The organism is Polymorphospora rubra, assembly GCF_018324255.1.
GTDB lineage: Bacteria > Actinomycetota > Actinomycetes > Mycobacteriales > Micromonosporaceae > Polymorphospora > Polymorphospora rubra.
The window spans coordinates 2,525,428-2,540,747 of sequence record NZ_AP023359.1 but is presented as its reverse complement, the minus strand read 5'-3'; the positions used below and the strand labels follow the sequence as shown (position 1 = coordinate 2,540,747).

14 protein-coding genes are annotated in these 15,320 nt (G+C 73.1%); 8 read left to right on the top strand and 6 right to left on the bottom strand.

Annotated features, from left to right (window positions below; all coding sequences use genetic code 11):
* Positions 1–122: 122 nt before the first annotated feature.
* Positions 123–872: a CPBP family intramembrane glutamic endopeptidase gene (locus Prubr_RS11755; RefSeq protein ID WP_212824828.1), complete on the bottom strand. Its 750-nt coding sequence runs from the start codon at positions 870–872 to the stop codon at positions 123–125.
* Positions 873–916: 44 nt separating this feature from the next.
* On the bottom strand, positions 917–1,468 hold the full coding sequence (locus Prubr_RS11750) for a phosphoribosyltransferase family protein (RefSeq protein ID WP_246568583.1): 552 nt from the start codon (positions 1,466–1,468) through the stop codon (positions 917–919).
* A gap of 161 nt (positions 1,469–1,629) precedes the next feature.
* Between Prubr_RS11750 and Prubr_RS11745 the strand changes: the two genes are divergently transcribed.
* The 4 genes from Prubr_RS11745 (at position 1,630) to Prubr_RS11730 (ending at position 6,056) form a co-directional block, all read left to right on the top strand.
* Positions 1,630–2,385, top strand: coding sequence for a septal ring lytic transglycosylase RlpA family protein (locus Prubr_RS11745; RefSeq protein ID WP_425518007.1), 756 nt, complete (start codon positions 1,630–1,632; stop codon positions 2,383–2,385).
* Between the two features lie 113 nt (positions 2,386–2,498).
* A complete protein-coding gene (locus Prubr_RS11740) occupies positions 2,499–3,626 on the top strand; it encodes a PP2C family protein-serine/threonine phosphatase (protein ID WP_212824822.1) in 1,128 nt (375 codons plus the stop codon).
* A 135-nt stretch (positions 3,627–3,761) separates the two neighbouring features.
* Entirely contained in the window at positions 3,762–5,618 is a 1,857-nt protein-coding gene (locus Prubr_RS11735) for an acyl-CoA dehydrogenase (RefSeq protein ID WP_212824820.1), read from the top strand.
* Between the two features lie 144 nt (positions 5,619–5,762).
* The gene (locus tag Prubr_RS11730) at positions 5,763–6,056 is read left to right on the top strand and encodes a DUF6458 family protein (RefSeq protein WP_246568582.1); all 294 of its coding nucleotides are present in this window, start codon (positions 5,763–5,765) and stop codon (positions 6,054–6,056) included.
* Between the two features lie 3 nt (positions 6,057–6,059).
* On the opposite strand, the gene Prubr_RS11725 is transcribed toward Prubr_RS11730, so the two are convergent.
* Positions 6,060–6,581 carry a SixA phosphatase family protein gene (locus Prubr_RS11725; protein ID WP_212824818.1) on the bottom strand — a complete coding sequence of 174 codons (522 nt, stop codon included), beginning with the start codon at positions 6,579–6,581 and terminating at the stop codon, positions 6,060–6,062.
* A 250-nt stretch (positions 6,582–6,831) separates the two neighbouring features.
* Here Prubr_RS11725 and Prubr_RS11720 point away from each other — a divergent pair, with 250 nt between their 5' ends.
* On the top strand, positions 6,832–7,104 hold the full coding sequence (locus tag Prubr_RS11720; protein ID WP_212824816.1) for a DUF6458 family protein: 273 nt from the start codon (positions 6,832–6,834) through the stop codon (positions 7,102–7,104).
* Between the two features lie 116 nt (positions 7,105–7,220).
* On the opposite strand, the gene trhA is transcribed toward Prubr_RS11720, so the two are convergent.
* Positions 7,221–7,898 carry a PAQR family membrane homeostasis protein TrhA gene (gene trhA / locus Prubr_RS11715; protein WP_212824814.1) on the bottom strand — a complete coding sequence of 226 codons (678 nt, stop codon included), beginning with the start codon at positions 7,896–7,898 and terminating at the stop codon, positions 7,221–7,223.
* Between the two features lie 75 nt (positions 7,899–7,973).
* Here trhA and Prubr_RS36805 point away from each other — a divergent pair, with 75 nt between their 5' ends.
* The 3 genes from Prubr_RS36805 to Prubr_RS11705 are packed head-to-tail and all read left to right on the top strand — an operon-like array spanning position 7,974 to position 10,163.
* Entirely contained in the window at positions 7,974–8,585 is a 612-nt protein-coding gene (locus Prubr_RS36805; RefSeq protein WP_246568581.1) for a 5-oxoprolinase subunit B family protein, read from the top strand.
* Complete coding sequence (locus tag Prubr_RS36800) at positions 8,582–9,430, top strand: 5-oxoprolinase subunit C family protein (RefSeq protein ID WP_246568579.1); 849 nt, start codon at positions 8,582–8,584, stop codon at positions 9,428–9,430. The genes Prubr_RS36805 and Prubr_RS36800 overlap by 4 nt, the downstream gene beginning before the upstream one ends.
* Positions 9,414–10,163 (top strand): LamB/YcsF family protein, encoded by a 750-nt coding sequence (locus Prubr_RS11705; protein ID WP_212824810.1) that lies wholly within the window; start codon positions 9,414–9,416, stop codon positions 10,161–10,163. Before Prubr_RS36800 ends, Prubr_RS11705 begins: the two co-directional genes overlap by 17 nt.
* 178 nt (positions 10,164–10,341) lie before the next feature.
* On the opposite strand, the gene Prubr_RS11700 is transcribed toward Prubr_RS11705, so the two are convergent.
* Together Prubr_RS11700 and Prubr_RS11695 are read right to left on the bottom strand one after the other, a co-directional pair.
* Positions 10,342–12,186, bottom strand: a complete 1,845-nt coding sequence (locus Prubr_RS11700) for an NHL domain-containing thioredoxin family protein (RefSeq protein ID WP_212824809.1) — start codon at positions 12,184–12,186, stop codon at positions 10,342–10,344.
* A gap of 38 nt (positions 12,187–12,224) precedes the next feature.
* Complete coding sequence (locus Prubr_RS11695; protein ID WP_212824808.1) at positions 12,225–15,125, bottom strand: LppU/SCO3897 family protein; 2,901 nt, start codon at positions 15,123–15,125, stop codon at positions 12,225–12,227.
* Positions 15,126–15,320 lie beyond the last annotated feature (195 nt).

The following is a 15,320-nucleotide window of genomic DNA, read 5'->3' as shown; positions in this document are numbered from 1 at the left end:
ACGCGTCCCGACGCTGAGATGGTTGGGGCCGGCGAAACCGGGAGTGGGGTGGGCGAGCGACTGACCCGGGTTGTCGACCGGCCCTGGCATACCAGCCGATCCGGACGCAACCTCCACAGTGATCAGAGGCCGCTGGCCAGGGTGAAGATGATCAGGCCGTGGGTGAGGGAGGCGGCCAGTACGCCGCTACGCCGCTTCACCCAGGCACAGGCCAACCCTTCGGCGAACGTGAAGGCCAGGATCGGCCAGCCGAGATCGGTCACCGTGATCGCCAGGAAGGCGTGCCCGGCCGCGAAGATCAGACCGGACAGGACGATCACCCGGCCGGGCGTCAGTTCGGTGGCCTGCTCCAGATAACCCTGTAGGAAGCCGCGGAAGATGACCTCTTCCATGAAGTTGCCGAGCAGCGCCAGCACCAGCAGGGGCACCAGCAGCGAGACCGCCACCGCGCCGCCACGTTCGTGCAGCGGCACGAACTGCAACAGGCCGAGCAGTGGTACGGCGATCACCGCCGCCGCCCCGACCGCGGTCGCCAGTGCCCGTGGGTCGAGGCGTCCCCAGACGACGTACGCCGCCAGGTCGGGCTGGGTCCGCAGCATGACCGCCACCAGCCCGAGCACCACCGCGCCGAACACCAGCAGCAGTACGCCGTCGTCGATGAACCGCAGCCATGGCAGCCCGATGTCGGTCCGGCCGAACGTCCAGAACCCGAGCGGGGTCATCAGGTCGCGGACCAGGATGAAGCCGACGATGAGCAGCGCGATCCGCAGCGCCGGGGCGGCCCGTCCGAGGAGCGCGATCGCCAGCACGATCACCGCGATTCCCGGCGTCAGCCTGACCGAGTACTCGACGAGCTGCCCCACCGTGCCCACCAGATGATGATCTCTCAACCTGCGGGCCGGATCTGGGTGGCCGGTCAGGCTGCGAGGTGGTGTGCCTGGAGGAGGGTGCGTAGGCCCAGGTCGCGGGCGATTTCGCCCGGGCAGTCGGCGACGATGGCGGCCGTACCCACGATCGTGGCGCCGCGTCGGGCGGCGATCTCGTAGATGGCGCGTACCTGGGCTCCGGTCGCCACCCAGTCGTCGACGACGAGCATCCGGTCGGCCGGGCCGAGGTGCCGGTCGCGTACGCCGAGGCGCAACGTCCGGTCGCGGTAGTCCGGCGGGGTGTGCGCCCAGGTCACCGGCTCGGCCACCTGCCGGCCGGCGGCCTGCTTGACGGCGGGTACGAAGCCCGCGCCGACGGCGGTGGCGACGAGCGGCCCGACGAGGTATCCGGTGGCCTCCGGGGAGACGACGACGGTGGGCCGGTCGGTGGGGAACAGGGCGGCGAGTGCCGGACCGATTCCGGCCAGGATCTCGGGGTCGTGCCACCAGCCGGACATGTCGCTGACCAGGTGGGTGCTGTGCGGGCCGGGATCGAGCCAGCGGAACCCGGTGACGAGTCGTTTCCTCAGGTCAGCGTGCACGTAACCATCCTGTCGAGCCGGCCGGTCCGCCCGGGGTCGGACGTTCGGACACACGTTTCGTCTCATATCCGGGCGAAAGTGAATGATCATATTGACTTCGGATGTGCCGGTCTGGCTACGGTTCGCGGCGTACCGGATCTGCGTTTGGGGAGGTCAGCGGCGTGGCGGGACGGCATTTGCGGAAACCTGACCGGCGTCCGCTGCTCGCGGGGGTGGCGATCCTGGCAGGTGTCCTGCTGGTCGGCGGCGGGATCGCCGGCGTACGGCACGTGACCGACTCTGCCACCCCGACGGCGGCGGTCGACGTACCGCCGCCGGCCCGCGTACCCACGCCGATCGACGCGCCGATGCCGGGTGGCGGGCCCACGCTCGCCGTACCGACGCCACCCGGGACGCAGGCCACCGGCCCGGCCCCGACCACCGCGGCACCGGACCCCGACCCGACGAGCGTGCCACCGACGGCCACGACCCCCAGCGTGCCCCGGACCACGGCCCCGAGCAGGACCACGGCCCCGAGCAGGAGTACGGCCCCGAGCGCACCGGCCCCGAGCCGGTCGCCCGGGCGGCCCCCGCAGAGCGACACGCCCACGCCCACACCGAGCACCCGGCCGAGCGTCGAGGACGAGGTGACGGGCAGTGGGTCGTGCGGCGCCTCGTTCTACGCCGAGGGACAGCTCACCGCGAACGGCGAGCAGTTCGATCCGGACGCCCTCACCGCCGCCCACCGCACCTGGGCGTTCGGCACCCGGGTACGGGTCACCAACCCCGCGACCGGCGAGTCCGTCGTCGTACGGATCAACGACCGTGGCCCCTTCGTCGACGGGCGCTGCATCGACCTGTCGCGGGCGGCGTTCGCCGCGATCGCCCCGCTCGACCGGGGCGAGGTCGAGGTCCGGTACGAGGTGCTGGGCGGCTGATCGGGGGCCGATGGCGCCCCCGCCTGGGCTCTGGCCGGGCCGCCGGGCGTACGGGTGGCCAAAACCAGATAGCCGAGGGGACAACTTCGTTCAGTCGCGCCCGTCGATCAGGCATGCTGTTCGGCGTACCCATGCCATTCTTCCCGTCGGGCCGCCGCCCGCTCAGCCAAGGATCCCGCGCCGGTCTCGGCGCGGCCCTCGTGCTGCTCGCGCTCGTGTCGGCGGTGGAGCTGGCCGACGGGGGGATGGTCAACTACGTCGGCCTGGTCGCGGCGGCGCCGTTCCTGGCGGCGGCGTTCGCGTCGTGGCGGATGGTGCTGGCCGTCGGTGTCCTGGCGACCGTGGTGGCGGGCGCGTTCGCCCTGACCGGCCAGGTGGTCTCGCTCGCCGCGGTGGTCAACGTGATCGGGATCGGGTTGGCCACCGCGATCGCGGCCGGGGTGGCGGCGATTCGCCAGCGGCAGGCCGAGCAGATCGCCGAGTTGTCCAAGCTCGCGGCGGTGGCCCAGCAGGCGGTGCTGCGCCCCATCGGTCCGCAGGTCGGCAGCCTGGCGGTCGCCGGTCGTTACATCTCGGCGACGGCCACGGCCGACATCGGCGGGGACATCTACGAGGCGCTGGACACGCCGTACGGCGTCCGGATGATCATCGGCGACGTCCGGGGTAAGGGCCTGGACGCGGTACGGCTGGCCAGCATCGTGCTCGGCTCGTACCGGCACGTGGCGTACGAGCGGTCGGATCTGCGGGCGATCGTCGCCGACCTGGACCGGGCGGTCGCCCGGAGCGTGGGCGACGAGGACTTCGTCACCGCGGCCCTGGTCGAGGAGCGGGGTGGCACGCTGACCATCGTGAACTGCGGTCACCCGCCGCCGCTGCTGCTGCGCCGGGGAGAGGTGATCCCCATGGAGCCGCCGGCGCCCGCCCCGCCGCTCGGGTTCATGCCGGTCGTACGGCCCCGCGTGGAGCGGCTCGAACCCGGTGACCGGTTGCTGCTCTTCACCGACGGGTTGGGCGAGGCGCGCCGGGACGGCGAGTTCTTCCCGACCGCCGACCGGGCCTGGCGGTTGCTGGGCCACGGCACGGTCGGGGACGGGCTGGCGTCCCTGGAGACCGCGTTGGTCGAGTGGGTGCACGGTCGCCTCGACGACGACATCGCGCTGGTGCTGATGGAGTACGCGGGTCCGCGTCCGGTGAGCACCACCGCGGTTCCCAGTTGGGAACTCGGCGCGGCCGACAACTGAGCCGGTGTGCCGCCGGGTGCCGCCGAGTGTGGTGCCCGTCACTTCTGCTATTACCTTGTCGCTCCCTACCCGCGGGTAATACAGTCGGGGTTACTGACCGGTAACACTGCCCGAGAAGTCCGGGGGCCAGCGAGCATGACGCACTACAAGAGCAACATCCGAGACCTCGAGTTCAACCTCTTCGAGGTGTTCGGCGCCGACCAGGCGTTCGGCCAGGAGCCGTACACCGATCTGGATGTCGAAACGGCTCGCAGCTTCATCGCCGAGGTCGACCGGCTCGCCCGCGAAGACCTCGCCGCCAGCTACACCGACGGTGACCGCAACCCGCCGGTCTTCGACCCGGCGACCCACACGGCACCGGTTCCCGAGTCGTTCCGGAAGTCCTACCAGGCGTTCATGGACGCCGAGTTCTGGCGGCTCGACCTGCCGCCGGAGCTCGACGGCACCAACGCGCCGCGGGCGCTCTGGTGGTCGCTCGCCGAGCTGGTGCTCGGCTCCAACGCGCCGGTCTGGATGTACGCCTCCGGCCCGTCCTTCGCGCACACCCTGCAGCGGGAGGGCACCGAGCGGCAGAAGAAGTGGGCGAAGCTCTTCGTCGACAAGCAGTGGGGCTCGACCATGGTGCTGACCGAGCCGGACGCCGGCTCCGACGTCGGTGCCGGCCGCACCCGGGCCGTTCCCCAGGAGGACGGCTCGTGGCACATCGAGGGCGTGAAGCGGTTCATCACCTCGGGTGAGCACGACCTGACCGAGAACATCATCCACTACGTGCTCGCCCGCCCGGTCGGCGTCGAGGGGGCCGGCGGCCCGGGCACGAAGGGTCTGTCGCTGTTCGTCGTACCGAAGTTCCACTTCGACGAGGAGACCGGCGAACTCGGCGAGCGCAACGGCGTCTACGCCACCAACGTCGAGCACAAGATGGGCCTCAAGGTCTCCAACACGTGCGAGCTGACGTTCGGTGACGGCGGCGTGCCGGCCAAGGGCTGGCTGCTCGGCGACGTGCACGAGGGCATCCGGCAGATGTTCCTGATCATCGAGTACGCCCGGATGATGGTCGGCACGAAGGCGATCGCCACCCTGTCGACCGGCTACCTCAACGCGCTGGAGTACGCCAAGAGCCGCGAGCAGGGCGCCGACCTGCTGCGCATGGCCGACAAGACCGCGCCCCGGGTGACCATCACCCACCACCCCGACGTACGCCGCTCGCTGATGCTGCAGAAGGCGTACGCGGAGGGTCTGCGGGCCCTGGTGGTCTACACCGCGACCTGGCAGGACAAGATCAACATTGCCGAGGCCGCCGGCGACGAGGAGGGGGCGAAGGTCGCCAAGCGGGTCAACGACCTGCTGCTGCCGCTGGTCAAGGGGGTGGGTTCGGAGCGCGCCTACGAACTGCTCGGTCACGAGTCGCTGCAGACCTTCGGCGGCTCCGGCTTCCTGCAGGACTACCCGCTGGAGCAGTACGTCCGGGACGCCAAGATCGACACGCTGTACGAGGGCACCACCGCGATCCAGAGCCTCGACCTGTTCTTCCGCAAGATCGTGAAGGACAACGGCAAGTCCCTGTTGACCGTCGCCGGCGAGATCCAGGCGTTCATCGAGTCCGAGGGCGGCAACGGCCAGCTCAAGGAGGAGCGTCTCGCGCTCGGCCGGGCGCTGTCCGAGGTGCAGAACATCATCGGCGTCATGACCGGCTGGCTCGGTGAGGCGCAGGCCGGTGAGCCGCGGGCGCTCTACAAGGTCGGCCTGAGCAGCCGGCGCTTCCTGCTGGCTCTCGGTGACGTCATCGTCGGATGGCTGCTCCAGCGCCAGGCGGACGTGGCCCTGCGTGCCCTGGCCGGCGAGGTCTCCGCCAGCGACCAGGCGTTCTATCAGGGCAAGGTCGCCGCCGCCCGGTTCTTCGCCCGCGAGGTGCTGCCCCGCGTCGGCGCCGACCGGCGGATCATCGCCGGAACCGACCTCGACGTGATGGATCTGCCCGAGGAAGTGTTCTGACCCGATCCCCCCGATGATCCTGCCCCCGCCGTGATGGCGGGGGCAAGATCATTTGTGGCCCGCACGGCGTTTGGTCGGATGCCCCGGGGGTAGCCACGCTGGAACGCGAATCTGTCCCAGACAGCGCGAGGAGTTGTGGCGCAAATGGGCATTGGTGGCGGAATCTTCCTGATCTCTCTGGGCGCGATCCTCGCCTTCGCCATACGCGCGGACGTGTGGTGGATCGACATCCGTGCGGTTGGCTGGGTGCTCATCCTCTCCGGGGTAACCATGATCACGGTCACCCTCTGGTATTGGGCGGACCGGAGGCGCCGTACCCGGCGGTTGATTGTCGAAGAGAACCGCCTGTCGCACTCGACCTCGATCCACCAGGCCCCGGCCGAACTGCCCTCCGCGTCCCCGCCGCCGGCCAACCCGCTGCCGCCCGAGAAGAAGTAGGCGTCAGCCCCGGGCCGTGTGGGCGTCGGCTATCGCGGCCGAGTCGGCTGCCAGGTCACCCCACGAACCGGTGAACCGGTGCACGGCGATACCACTGGTCCGCAGCCCCTCGTCGCCGCCGCTGGCCGGGTCGAGCAGCGCCGACAGATCCGAGATCGCCGGGTTGTGTCCGACGACGAGCACCGCCTCGTAGGCATCCCCGGCATCGCGGAGCAGGGCGAGCAGATCCCCGGCCGAACCGGCGTACAGCGCCTGCTCGTAACGCACCTCCGGGGCGCCCGCGCCGGGGCCGGACTCACCCGCCGTACCGGCGATCGCGACAGCGACCGCGTGCCAGGTCTGGCGGGTGCGTTTCGCCGGCGAACACAGCACCAGATCGGGCAGGTTGTCGCTGCCGGTGAGCCAGGCACCGGCGGCGCCCGCGTCGGCATGACCGCGGTCGGTCAACGGCCGCTCGATGTCGGCGATCCCATCCGGTTGCTCCGCCTTCGAATGGCGCAACAGCACGATGCTCCGCTCGGTCATGTGCCCCCTCGCTCCGCTCGGTCGGCACATGCCTGGGCCGACTGGGCCTACTGGTTCCCTCGCTGTGCTCGGTCACATGCCCCCTCGCTCCGCTCGGTCGGCACATACCCGGGTCGACTTCCGACTCACAGCTTGCCTGATTCGGTCCGGAAGCACGTGGGTAAGTGGATGGGTGCCGCAACCTCACACGCGGCCCGGGACGGCGACCGTCGGATCGGAGTCGCACCGTATGCCAAGGAGGGCGACAACAGTGGGTATCGGTGGAAGCATCCTTCTCATCGCGATCGGCGCGATCTTTGCGTTCGCGCTCGATGTCAACCTCGGTTGGCTGAACATCAACGTGGTCGGCTGGGTACTGATGGTCGCCGGTGTCGTCGGCCTCATCCTGACGACCTGGTTCTGGCAGAGCCGCCGCCGTACGGTCGTCCAGACCGTGCCGGCCGAGCGCCAGGTGGCGCCCATCCCGCAGGACCGCGTCGTGCACGAGTACCGCGAGGTGCGCAATCCCGGCCCGACCGTCTGACCCATCCCCCGCCCACAAGATCCGCGTGATCAGGGAGCTGGCACCTCGCCACGCCGGCGACACGCCAGGAAAAGCCCCTGATCACGCGGATCTTGTGGTGCGCGGGCGCGGGCGGGTCAGGCGAACAGGGCGAAGTAGATGGCGATGTGGTGGCAGAGTGCGGCCACCAGGGTGCAGGCGTGGAAGAACTCGTGGTGGCCGAAGACCGTCGGCCACGGGTTCGGCCGGCGCAGGGCGTAGAAGACCGCGCCGACGCTGTACGCCGCCCCGCCCACGATCAGCAGCACCAGCGTGGTCACCCCGCCGTTGCCCAGGATGTCCGGCAGCACCGCGATCGCGACCCAGCCGAGCGCGAGATAGAGCGGCGCGGAGACCCAGCGCGGCGCGTGCGGCCAGATCATCTTGAGGGCCACCCCGAGCAGCGCGCCCGCCCACACGACGGTGAGCAGCACCACCGACTTGGTGCCGGTCAGCAGCAACACGCAGAACGGCGTGTACGTCCCGGCGATGAAGACGAAGATCATGCAGTGGTCGAGCCGGCGCATCACCTGATAGCCGCGTTCCGACCACACCCGGCGGTGGTAGAGCGCACTGGTGCCGAACAGCCCGCACACGGTGAGGCTGTAGATCGCGCAGCTGACCAGTGGGGCCCAGCCCGGCCGGGCCGCGGCGAGCGAGCACAGGACGATGCCGCACACCAGCGCGACGAAGAACGCGTATGTGTGCAGCCAGCCGCGCATCCGAGGTTTGCCGATGTCGACCGGCTTCATCCGCAGCGGGGTGGAAGTGGTCACGGCAACAGGTTACGGCACCGTAGGTTACTTGGAAGTAGTGAAACGACTCACTTCGCGGTCTGCCAGGATGGCGCGATGCGGATCCGGGAGGTCGGCGCGGGCGCACTGCTCCTCGAATGCGACGACGGCGCCCAGGTCGAAGCCTGGCGGGCCGAACTGTGGCGGCAACGCGCCGCCGGGCGGCTCGCCGCCACCGAGATCGTGCCGGCCGCCCGGACGGTGCTCCTCGACGGCCTCACCGACCCCGCCGCCACCGCCACACTGATCGCCGGCTGGCCACCGCCGCCGGCCGCCGGCACCGCGACCGGCACCCTCGTCGAGATCCCCACCCGGTACGACGGCCCCGACCTCGAAGCCGTCGCCGGCCACTGGGGCGTCCCGCCCGCCGAAGCCGTGCGACGCCTGACCGACACCGAGTTCCAGGTCGCCTTCGCCGGGTTCGCGCCCGGCTTCGCCTACCTGCGCGGGCTCCCCGAAGGGTGGGAGGTGCCCCGCCTCGCCACCCCGCGCACCGTCGTACCCGCCGGATCGGTCGCGCTCGCCGGGCCGTACGCCGGGATCTATCCGACCGCCTCGCCCGGCGGCTGGCGACTCGTCGGGCACACCGACGTCACCCTCTTCGACGTGCACCGCGAGCCGCCCGCGCTGCTCATGCCCGGCACCCGGGTACGCCTGGTCGCCAGGTGATCCAGGTCGTGCGGGCCGGCGCGCTCACCACCGTGCAGGACCTCGGCCGGCCCGGCTGGGCCCACCTCGGCGTACCCCGCTCGGGGGCGCTCGACGGCCCGGCGCTGCGGCTGGCCAACCGGCTCGTCGGCAACGCCGAGACCGCCGCCGGGCTGGAGATCACCCTCACCGGCTGTCGGCTGCGGGTCACCCGGACCACGACCGTCGCGGTGACCGGGGCGTACGGGCCGCTGCGGGTCGACGGGCGCGCGGCCGGGCTCGGCCAGCCGGTCGCCGTACCGGCCGGGGCGACCGTCGACATCGGAGCCGCGAGCCACGGGGTACGCCGCTACCTGGCCGTCGGCGGCGGGATCGACGTACCGCCCGTGCTCGGCAGCCGTAGCACCGACACGCTGTCCGGGCTCGGCCCCGCCCCGCTCACCGACGGCGACGAACTGCCGATCGGAACCGCCGTGCCCACCCCGTCGACCGTGCACTTCACGCCCGGGCGGCCGACCCCGGACGTGCTCCGCCTCGCGGTCCGGCTCGGCCCCCGCGACGACTGGTTCACCACGGCCGCCGTCGGGACACTGCTCTCGACGCCGTACACGGTCAGTCCGGTGGGCAACCGGGTCGGCGCGCGACTGGCCGGCGCCCGCCTGACCCGCGCGCGGGCCGGCGAACTACCCAGCGAGGGGATCGTGCTCGGCGCGGTCCAGGTGCCCGCCGACGGCCAACCACTGGTCTTCCTCGCCGACCACCCGACCACCGGCGGCTATCCGGTGATCGCCGTCGTCGACGACGTCGCCCCGCTGGCCCAGGCCCGCCCGGGCACTACCGTGCTGTTCCATGGACCTCAACGCTGACCTCGGCGAAGGCTTCGGCATCTGGCGGCTCGGCGACGACCTGGCCCTGCTCGACATCGTCACCTCGGCCAACGTGGCCTGCGGGTTCCACGCCGGCGACCCGGCCACGATGCGCCGCGTCTGTCTCGCCGCCGCACAGCGCGGGGTCGCCGTCGGCGCCCAGGTCGGCTACCGCGACCTGGCCGGCTTCGGTCGCCGGCGGATCGAATACGACCCCGGCGAACTCCGCGACGAGGTGATCTATCAGATCGCCGCCCTCGACGGCATGTGCCGGGTTGCCGGCACCCGGGTCCGGTACGTCAAGCCGCACGGCGCCCTCTACAACACCGCCGCCGTCGACGAACCGCAGGCGACGGCGGTCGTCTCGGCGGTGACCGACTACGACCGGACGCTGCCGGTGCTCTGCCAGCCCGGTTCGGTGCTGGCCCGGATCGCGACCGGCGCCGGCCTGCGGGTGGTCGGCGAAGGCTTCGCCGACCGGGGCTACCGGCCGACCGGGGCCCTCGTGCCGCGGGCCGCGCCCCAGGCGCTGGTGACGGCGGAGGCCGAGGTGGCCGAGCGGGCGCTGAAGATGGCCGTCGAGCGGGTCGTGGTCGCGGTGGACGGTAGTACGATCGCCTGCCCGGTCGAGTCGATCTGCCTGCACGGCGACACGCCGGCCGCCGTCGACCTGGCCCGGAGGGTCCGTACCGCCCTGACGGAAGCCGGCCTGCACGTAGCGCCGTTCGCCTGACTGACCGCCCGGTCCGCCCGGCCCGCCGCCGGCGGCCTGGCTTGGCGGCTCGGCTCGGCTCGGCTCGGCTCGGCTCGGCCGCCATGATCCGCGTGATCAGGGAGTTTGGCGGGCGGCACGCCGGCGACACGCCCGATTTAGTCCCTGATCACGCGGATCTTGGGGTGCGGTCTTGGGGTTAGGTGTCCAGGCCGCGGAGGATCAACGCCAGGCGGGGCTCGGCGTCTTCGGCGATCGTGACGGGGACGCCCCAGTCCTGGCGGGTCAGGTGGCAGGCCGCGTGCTCGGCTTCCGCGTCGCAGGTCGCGGCCTGCGCCACCACCTGCAGCACCCCGCCCGGTACGGCCGGATCGAGCACCAGCCGGCGGCTCAGGTCGGTGCCGACCCCGGCCCCCTCGACCAGCAGCTCCGGCGGCGACGCCGACACCTCCAGCCGGGTCGACGGCCCGAACGAGTCGTCCAGCTTCTGCCCGGGCGCCGGAGTGAAGATGACGTCGAGGAGCACCTCGCCACCACGCAGCCGGGTCGGCGGCCGCTCGGCCCGCCGTCGCGGCCCGTCCACCGTCGTGGCACCCGCCGCCGACACGGTGCCGGGCGCCAGCCGGGTCAGCCGGTGCGCCGCCGACTCCACCACCAGCACGGCACCGCTGCCGGTCACCACGATGTCGCTCGGCTCGGCCAGACCGTCGGCCACCGTCGCCATCGCATCGGTGGCCGGGTCGAAGCGGCGTACCGCCCCGTTGTAGGTGTCGGCGACCAGCACCGAACCGTCCGGCAGCGCGCAGACACCCAGCGGATGCTGCATCAGCGCCTCGCCGGCCGGCCCGTCGACGTGGCCGAAGTCGAACAGCCCCTGTCCGACCGCGGTGTGCAGGGCACCGTCCTCGACGTAGCGCAGCGCGCTGGTCTCGCTGTCGGCGACCCACAGCCGGGTCCCGTCGGCCGACACCGACAGGCCGGACGGTTGCGCCAGCCACACGTCCGGCAGCGGCCCGTCCCGCAGCGCCTCGACGGTCGTACCCGCGTAGACGCCGGTGGTGCGCTTGATCGGGTCGTACCACCAGAGCTGGTGGATGCCGGCCATCGCGATCACCACGCGGCCGTCGTACCAGGCCAGGTCCCAGGGCGACGAGAGGTCGGCGCACAGCGCGTCGTGCGGAAGGTCGTCGACCGTCGACCGCCACTGCCGGCCGGTACCGGCGACCGTGACCACCTCGCCGGTCTCGAGCCGGACACCGCGCAGCAGGTGGTTGACGGTGTCCGCCACCACCACGTCGAAGCCGGCCACCTCGGCGGTGTGCGGCGGCAGCACGCAGAGGCCCTGCGGCTCGGCGAACGACGCGGTCTCGGCCGTGCCGTCGGACCGGCCGCGGGACCCGGAACCTATCTCGCCGACGACCGTCTCGCCGTCCGGCGCGAACCGCACCAGCCGGTGCCGCGCCGAGTCGGAGACCAGCAGGTCACCGTCGGGCAGCTCGACGGCCTTGCCGGGAAAGCGCAGCGTCGTCGCGGGCTCGGCCGGTGGCACGTACGGCCCGTCGCCACGGTGCAGGGTGCCCTTGGCGTCGTGGGTGGCGATCAGTTCCTCGATCAGCCGGGTCAATCCCTCGGCGTGCCCCTCGCCGGCCATCGAGGCGACGACGTAGCCCTCCGGGTCGACGACCGACAGGGTCGGCCACGCCTTGGCCGCGTACTGCTGCCACATGTCCAGGTCCGGGTCGTCGAGCACCGGGTGCGCGACGCCGTACCGTTCGACCGCGGCGGCCAGCGCCACCGGGTCACGCTCGTGTTCGAACTTCGGCGAGTGGACGCCGATCACCACGAGCACGTCGCCGTACTTGTCCTCCAGCGGCCGCAGCTCGTCGAGGACGTGCAGGCAGTTGATGCAGCAGAAGGTCCAGAAGTCGAGGATCACGATCTTGCCGCGCAGATCGGCGAGGCCGAGCTCGCGTCCACCCGTGTTGAGCCATCCCCGACCCCGCAGCTGTGGAGCCCGGACCCGGTCGGTGCGTGCCTTCGTCATACCGACGATCCTGCCCCAACCGGGTTCCGGGCTCTCGACTACCCGCTGGTCGCCGGCTGTGCGGGCTGCGCCGGCTCCAGGCACAGCACCTGCTCCGCCTCGCCGCCCGTCGCCGGTACGTCGATCCACTGTTCCTTGTTGGCACACTCCTCGAGGGTGCCGACCTTCGACACCACCTTGAAGGCGCCGTCGTCACCACAGTTGGCCGCCGTCGGCTGGTCGCCCGACTGCACGACACAGTCGCCGACGGCAGGGTTGAACGCCTCGTCGCTGGGCTTGAGCAACCAGACCAGACCCAGCGGGATGGCGACCAGCAGCACCGCGGCGGCGAGTACGGCGATCAACACCCGACCGTTGCGTACCTGCGGCACGGGCTCGGCGGCCGGCTCGGGTGCCGGCTGCGGCTTCGCCTCGGCCTCGGGCCGGAACGAGTTGAACCGGTCCTGATCCTGCCGGTCCTGCCAGTTCGGGGCCGCGCCCGGAGCCGGCTGCCCGGCCGCCGCGAGCGGCTGGCCGTACGGTCCGGTCGGCTGCTGGTGGCCGTGGGACTGCTGGCCGTGCGGCTGGTGGCCGTGCGGCCCGGCCGGCTGGCCGTAGTCGCCGCCGAACGGCTGTCCGTACTGGTCGGGCGGGGCGAACCCACCCGGGCCGCCCGAAGCAGGCGCCCCGGACACCGGACCGCCCGAGGTCGGCCCACCGGATACCGGGCTGCCGGGGAACGGACCACCGGGCGTCTGCGTCGGCTCCGGCCCGGGGTATGCGAGCGGCGCCGAAGCGGCTCCCGCGAACCCGGACGGGAACTGGTTGGACGGACCGCCGAAGGGGCCGGGCTGGCCCCCGGGACCGTCGGGCTGGCCGCCGTCCGGGCCGGGGCCGGCGAGATCGCCGTACGGCGCCCCGTTCGCACCCCGGAACTGGCCGGTCGGCTCGGCCGGCGGGTCGGACGGCGCGACCCGGGCCGATCCTGCGTTGGCGGCCGGTCCGTGGTGGCTGAAGCCGTTGGCGTGCTCCCGGGCCGGCGTGCTGCCGGGCCAGCGTGGTTCGTCGGACCAGGCCTGGTTGGGGCCGGGCCACGGAGCACCGGCGGGGGCACCGCCGTCGCCCTGGCCCGGGTCGTCGTCGGCGGTGGCGCTCGGCGGGGCACCGAATGGCGGGCCGGAGGTCGGCCGGCTGCCGAAGGGCGTGCCGGAGGTGGGGGGAGCGCCGAAGGGCGCGCCGGAGGTCGGCGGTGGTGCCGGCTCCTCGACGGCGGGCTCGGGGTTGACCGGCCGGCCGTAGACGCGCGGCTGCGACGGCCGGGCCGGGCCGGGCGTGCCGCCGTCCGCCGGCGGCGGCGTGACCAGGCTCGACACCGGCACCGACGCACTCGCCGACACGGGGCGGCCCGGCTGTGCCGGCTCACCGGCCGGCAGTTCCTCGGCGGCCGGCTGGGGCACCGACATCCGGCCGCTGGGCGGGTTGTCGACGGCCGAGCGCGGGTGCGGCACCGGGGCGATGACCGGCGGGTCCTCGTCGGGCCGGTGGGCAGGCTCGCCCGTCCCCGGCTGGGGCGGCTGGCCGTAGGGCGACGGCTGGTCGTAGGCGGGCGGCTGCCCGTACGCCGAGGAGGACTCGTAGTTGGCGGGCGGCGACGCGGCGAGCGTGGCGCCGGGCACCCGGGCCTCCTGCGGCGGCAGCGGCACCACGCCGGACGGGGCGAAGCCGGGCACCGGCCCGGCCGACTGGAATCCGGGGTCGCGCTGGGCGGGGGCCTCGTACTCGGCCGGCTCGGGGTCGGTCGACCGCCAGCCGGGGCCGCCGGCGGGCGCGGACTGCGGCTGCGGTTGCCAGCCACTGTCCGCCGCGGCCGGCGGCTGCTGCCAGCCGGGATCCGGGCCGGCGGCCGGTGTGGGCTGCCAGCCACCGTTCGCGGGGGCTGCGGGCTGCCAGGCTTCGCCGGAATCCAGCGGTTGGGCGAACCGGTCCGACCCGGCGGACTGCGCCGGGTAGCCCTCGGGCTCGCCGCGTCCGAGCGGTTGGCCGTACTGGCCGGGCCCGGCGGGCGGCGGCACCGATCCGGCGGCGTACTGGCCGGGCTGGGAGAGTTGGCCGGGTGGTGGGAACTGGCCGGGCGGGGTGACCTCGCGGGCCGGCTCGGCCGGTGCCGGCTGGTGCCAGGCGACCTGCGGCTGCGCCGACTGCGGCGGGGCGGACTGCGGCTGGACCGATCCGGGCGGCGGCCAGGCCGAGCCGGACTCCGGCGCCGGCCACGGCTGCCGGCCGGATTCGGCCGGGGCCCACGCCGAAGGCGGCTGCGCCGACTCGTTGCCGGGCCGGACGTCCTGTTCGCGGGCGTCCTCGCGCCAGGCGGCGCGTACGGCCTCGAAACGGCCCGGCTCGCGCTGGCCGGCGTCCCACTCGGCGGGCGGCTGGTCCTGCGCGGCCCACGGCTGGGCGGCCGGCTCCGGGGCCGGGGCGAACGGGGTGCCGGCGGGTGGCTCGTCCAGCGGACGTTGGTGGACCGGCGGCTGCTCGGCGGGTCGGCCGGGCCCACTACGGGCACCGGTGCCCCACGCCTCCTCGGGCGACCACGGCTCGGGCTCGTGCACCGGGCGCGGTGCCGGCGGAACGTGCGCGGCCGGCGCCCCGGGAACCGCGCCGGGCGGCGGGTACGCCGCCGGCTGGTTGCCCCACTCACTGCGATAGCCGGCGGCGGGAGGCGCCTGCTCGGCGCCGGGGTGCGGGGTGCCGGGTACGGGGGGAGCGGCGGCCGGTGGCGCCCAGGGGGCGGACTGTTCCGGCCGTACGCCCGGGGCGAACGTGGCCCAGCTGTTGCCCGGCGTCGCCTGGCGCTCGCCGGGGTAGGCGGTCGACTGCTCGTCCGTACGTGGTCCGTGACCGGCGCCCGGCGCAGCCTCTTGCGGCTCACGACCGGGGTGCTGCTGACCCTCGGACGTCATGTGCGCCTCCTCCATCACATGTCGGCCGTGCCGGCCCCGCACTGGTCACCTGTGTGGTCGGCGGTGACTCGGCGGGATCGGCCGTGCAAGCTCCCCGCACGGTAGCCGGTCGGGGACCGGTCCTGCCGGGAGCACCCGGCCGTCACCAGCCGCACGGGTGGACCCGGGTCGATAGCGCCCCGGTACCTGGTGGCC

Bases quoted from the DNA above. Each gene is read 5' to 3' on its own strand.
- Prubr_RS11695 (WP_212824808.1), bottom strand. From the start codon at position 15,125: ATGACGTCCGAGGGTCAGCAGCACCCCGGTCGTGAGCCGCAAGAGGCT.
- Prubr_RS11705 (WP_212824810.1), top strand. From the start codon at position 9,414: ATGGACCTCAACGCTGACCTCGGCGAAGGCTTCGGCATCTGGCGGCTC.
- Prubr_RS11725 (WP_212824818.1), bottom strand. From the start codon at position 6,581: ATGACCGAGCGGAGCATCGTGCTGTTGCGCCATTCGAAGGCGGAGCAA.
- Prubr_RS11700 (WP_212824809.1), bottom strand. From the start codon at position 12,186: ATGACGAAGGCACGCACCGACCGGGTCCGGGCTCCACAGCTGCGGGGT.
- Prubr_RS11735 (WP_212824820.1), top strand. From the start codon at position 3,762: ATGACGCACTACAAGAGCAACATCCGAGACCTCGAGTTCAACCTCTTC.
- Prubr_RS36805 (WP_246568581.1), top strand. From the start codon at position 7,974: ATGCGGATCCGGGAGGTCGGCGCGGGCGCACTGCTCCTCGAATGCGAC.
- Prubr_RS11730 (WP_246568582.1), top strand. From the start codon at position 5,763: ATGGGCATTGGTGGCGGAATCTTCCTGATCTCTCTGGGCGCGATCCTC.
- Prubr_RS11740 (WP_212824822.1), top strand. From the start codon at position 2,499: ATGCTGTTCGGCGTACCCATGCCATTCTTCCCGTCGGGCCGCCGCCCG.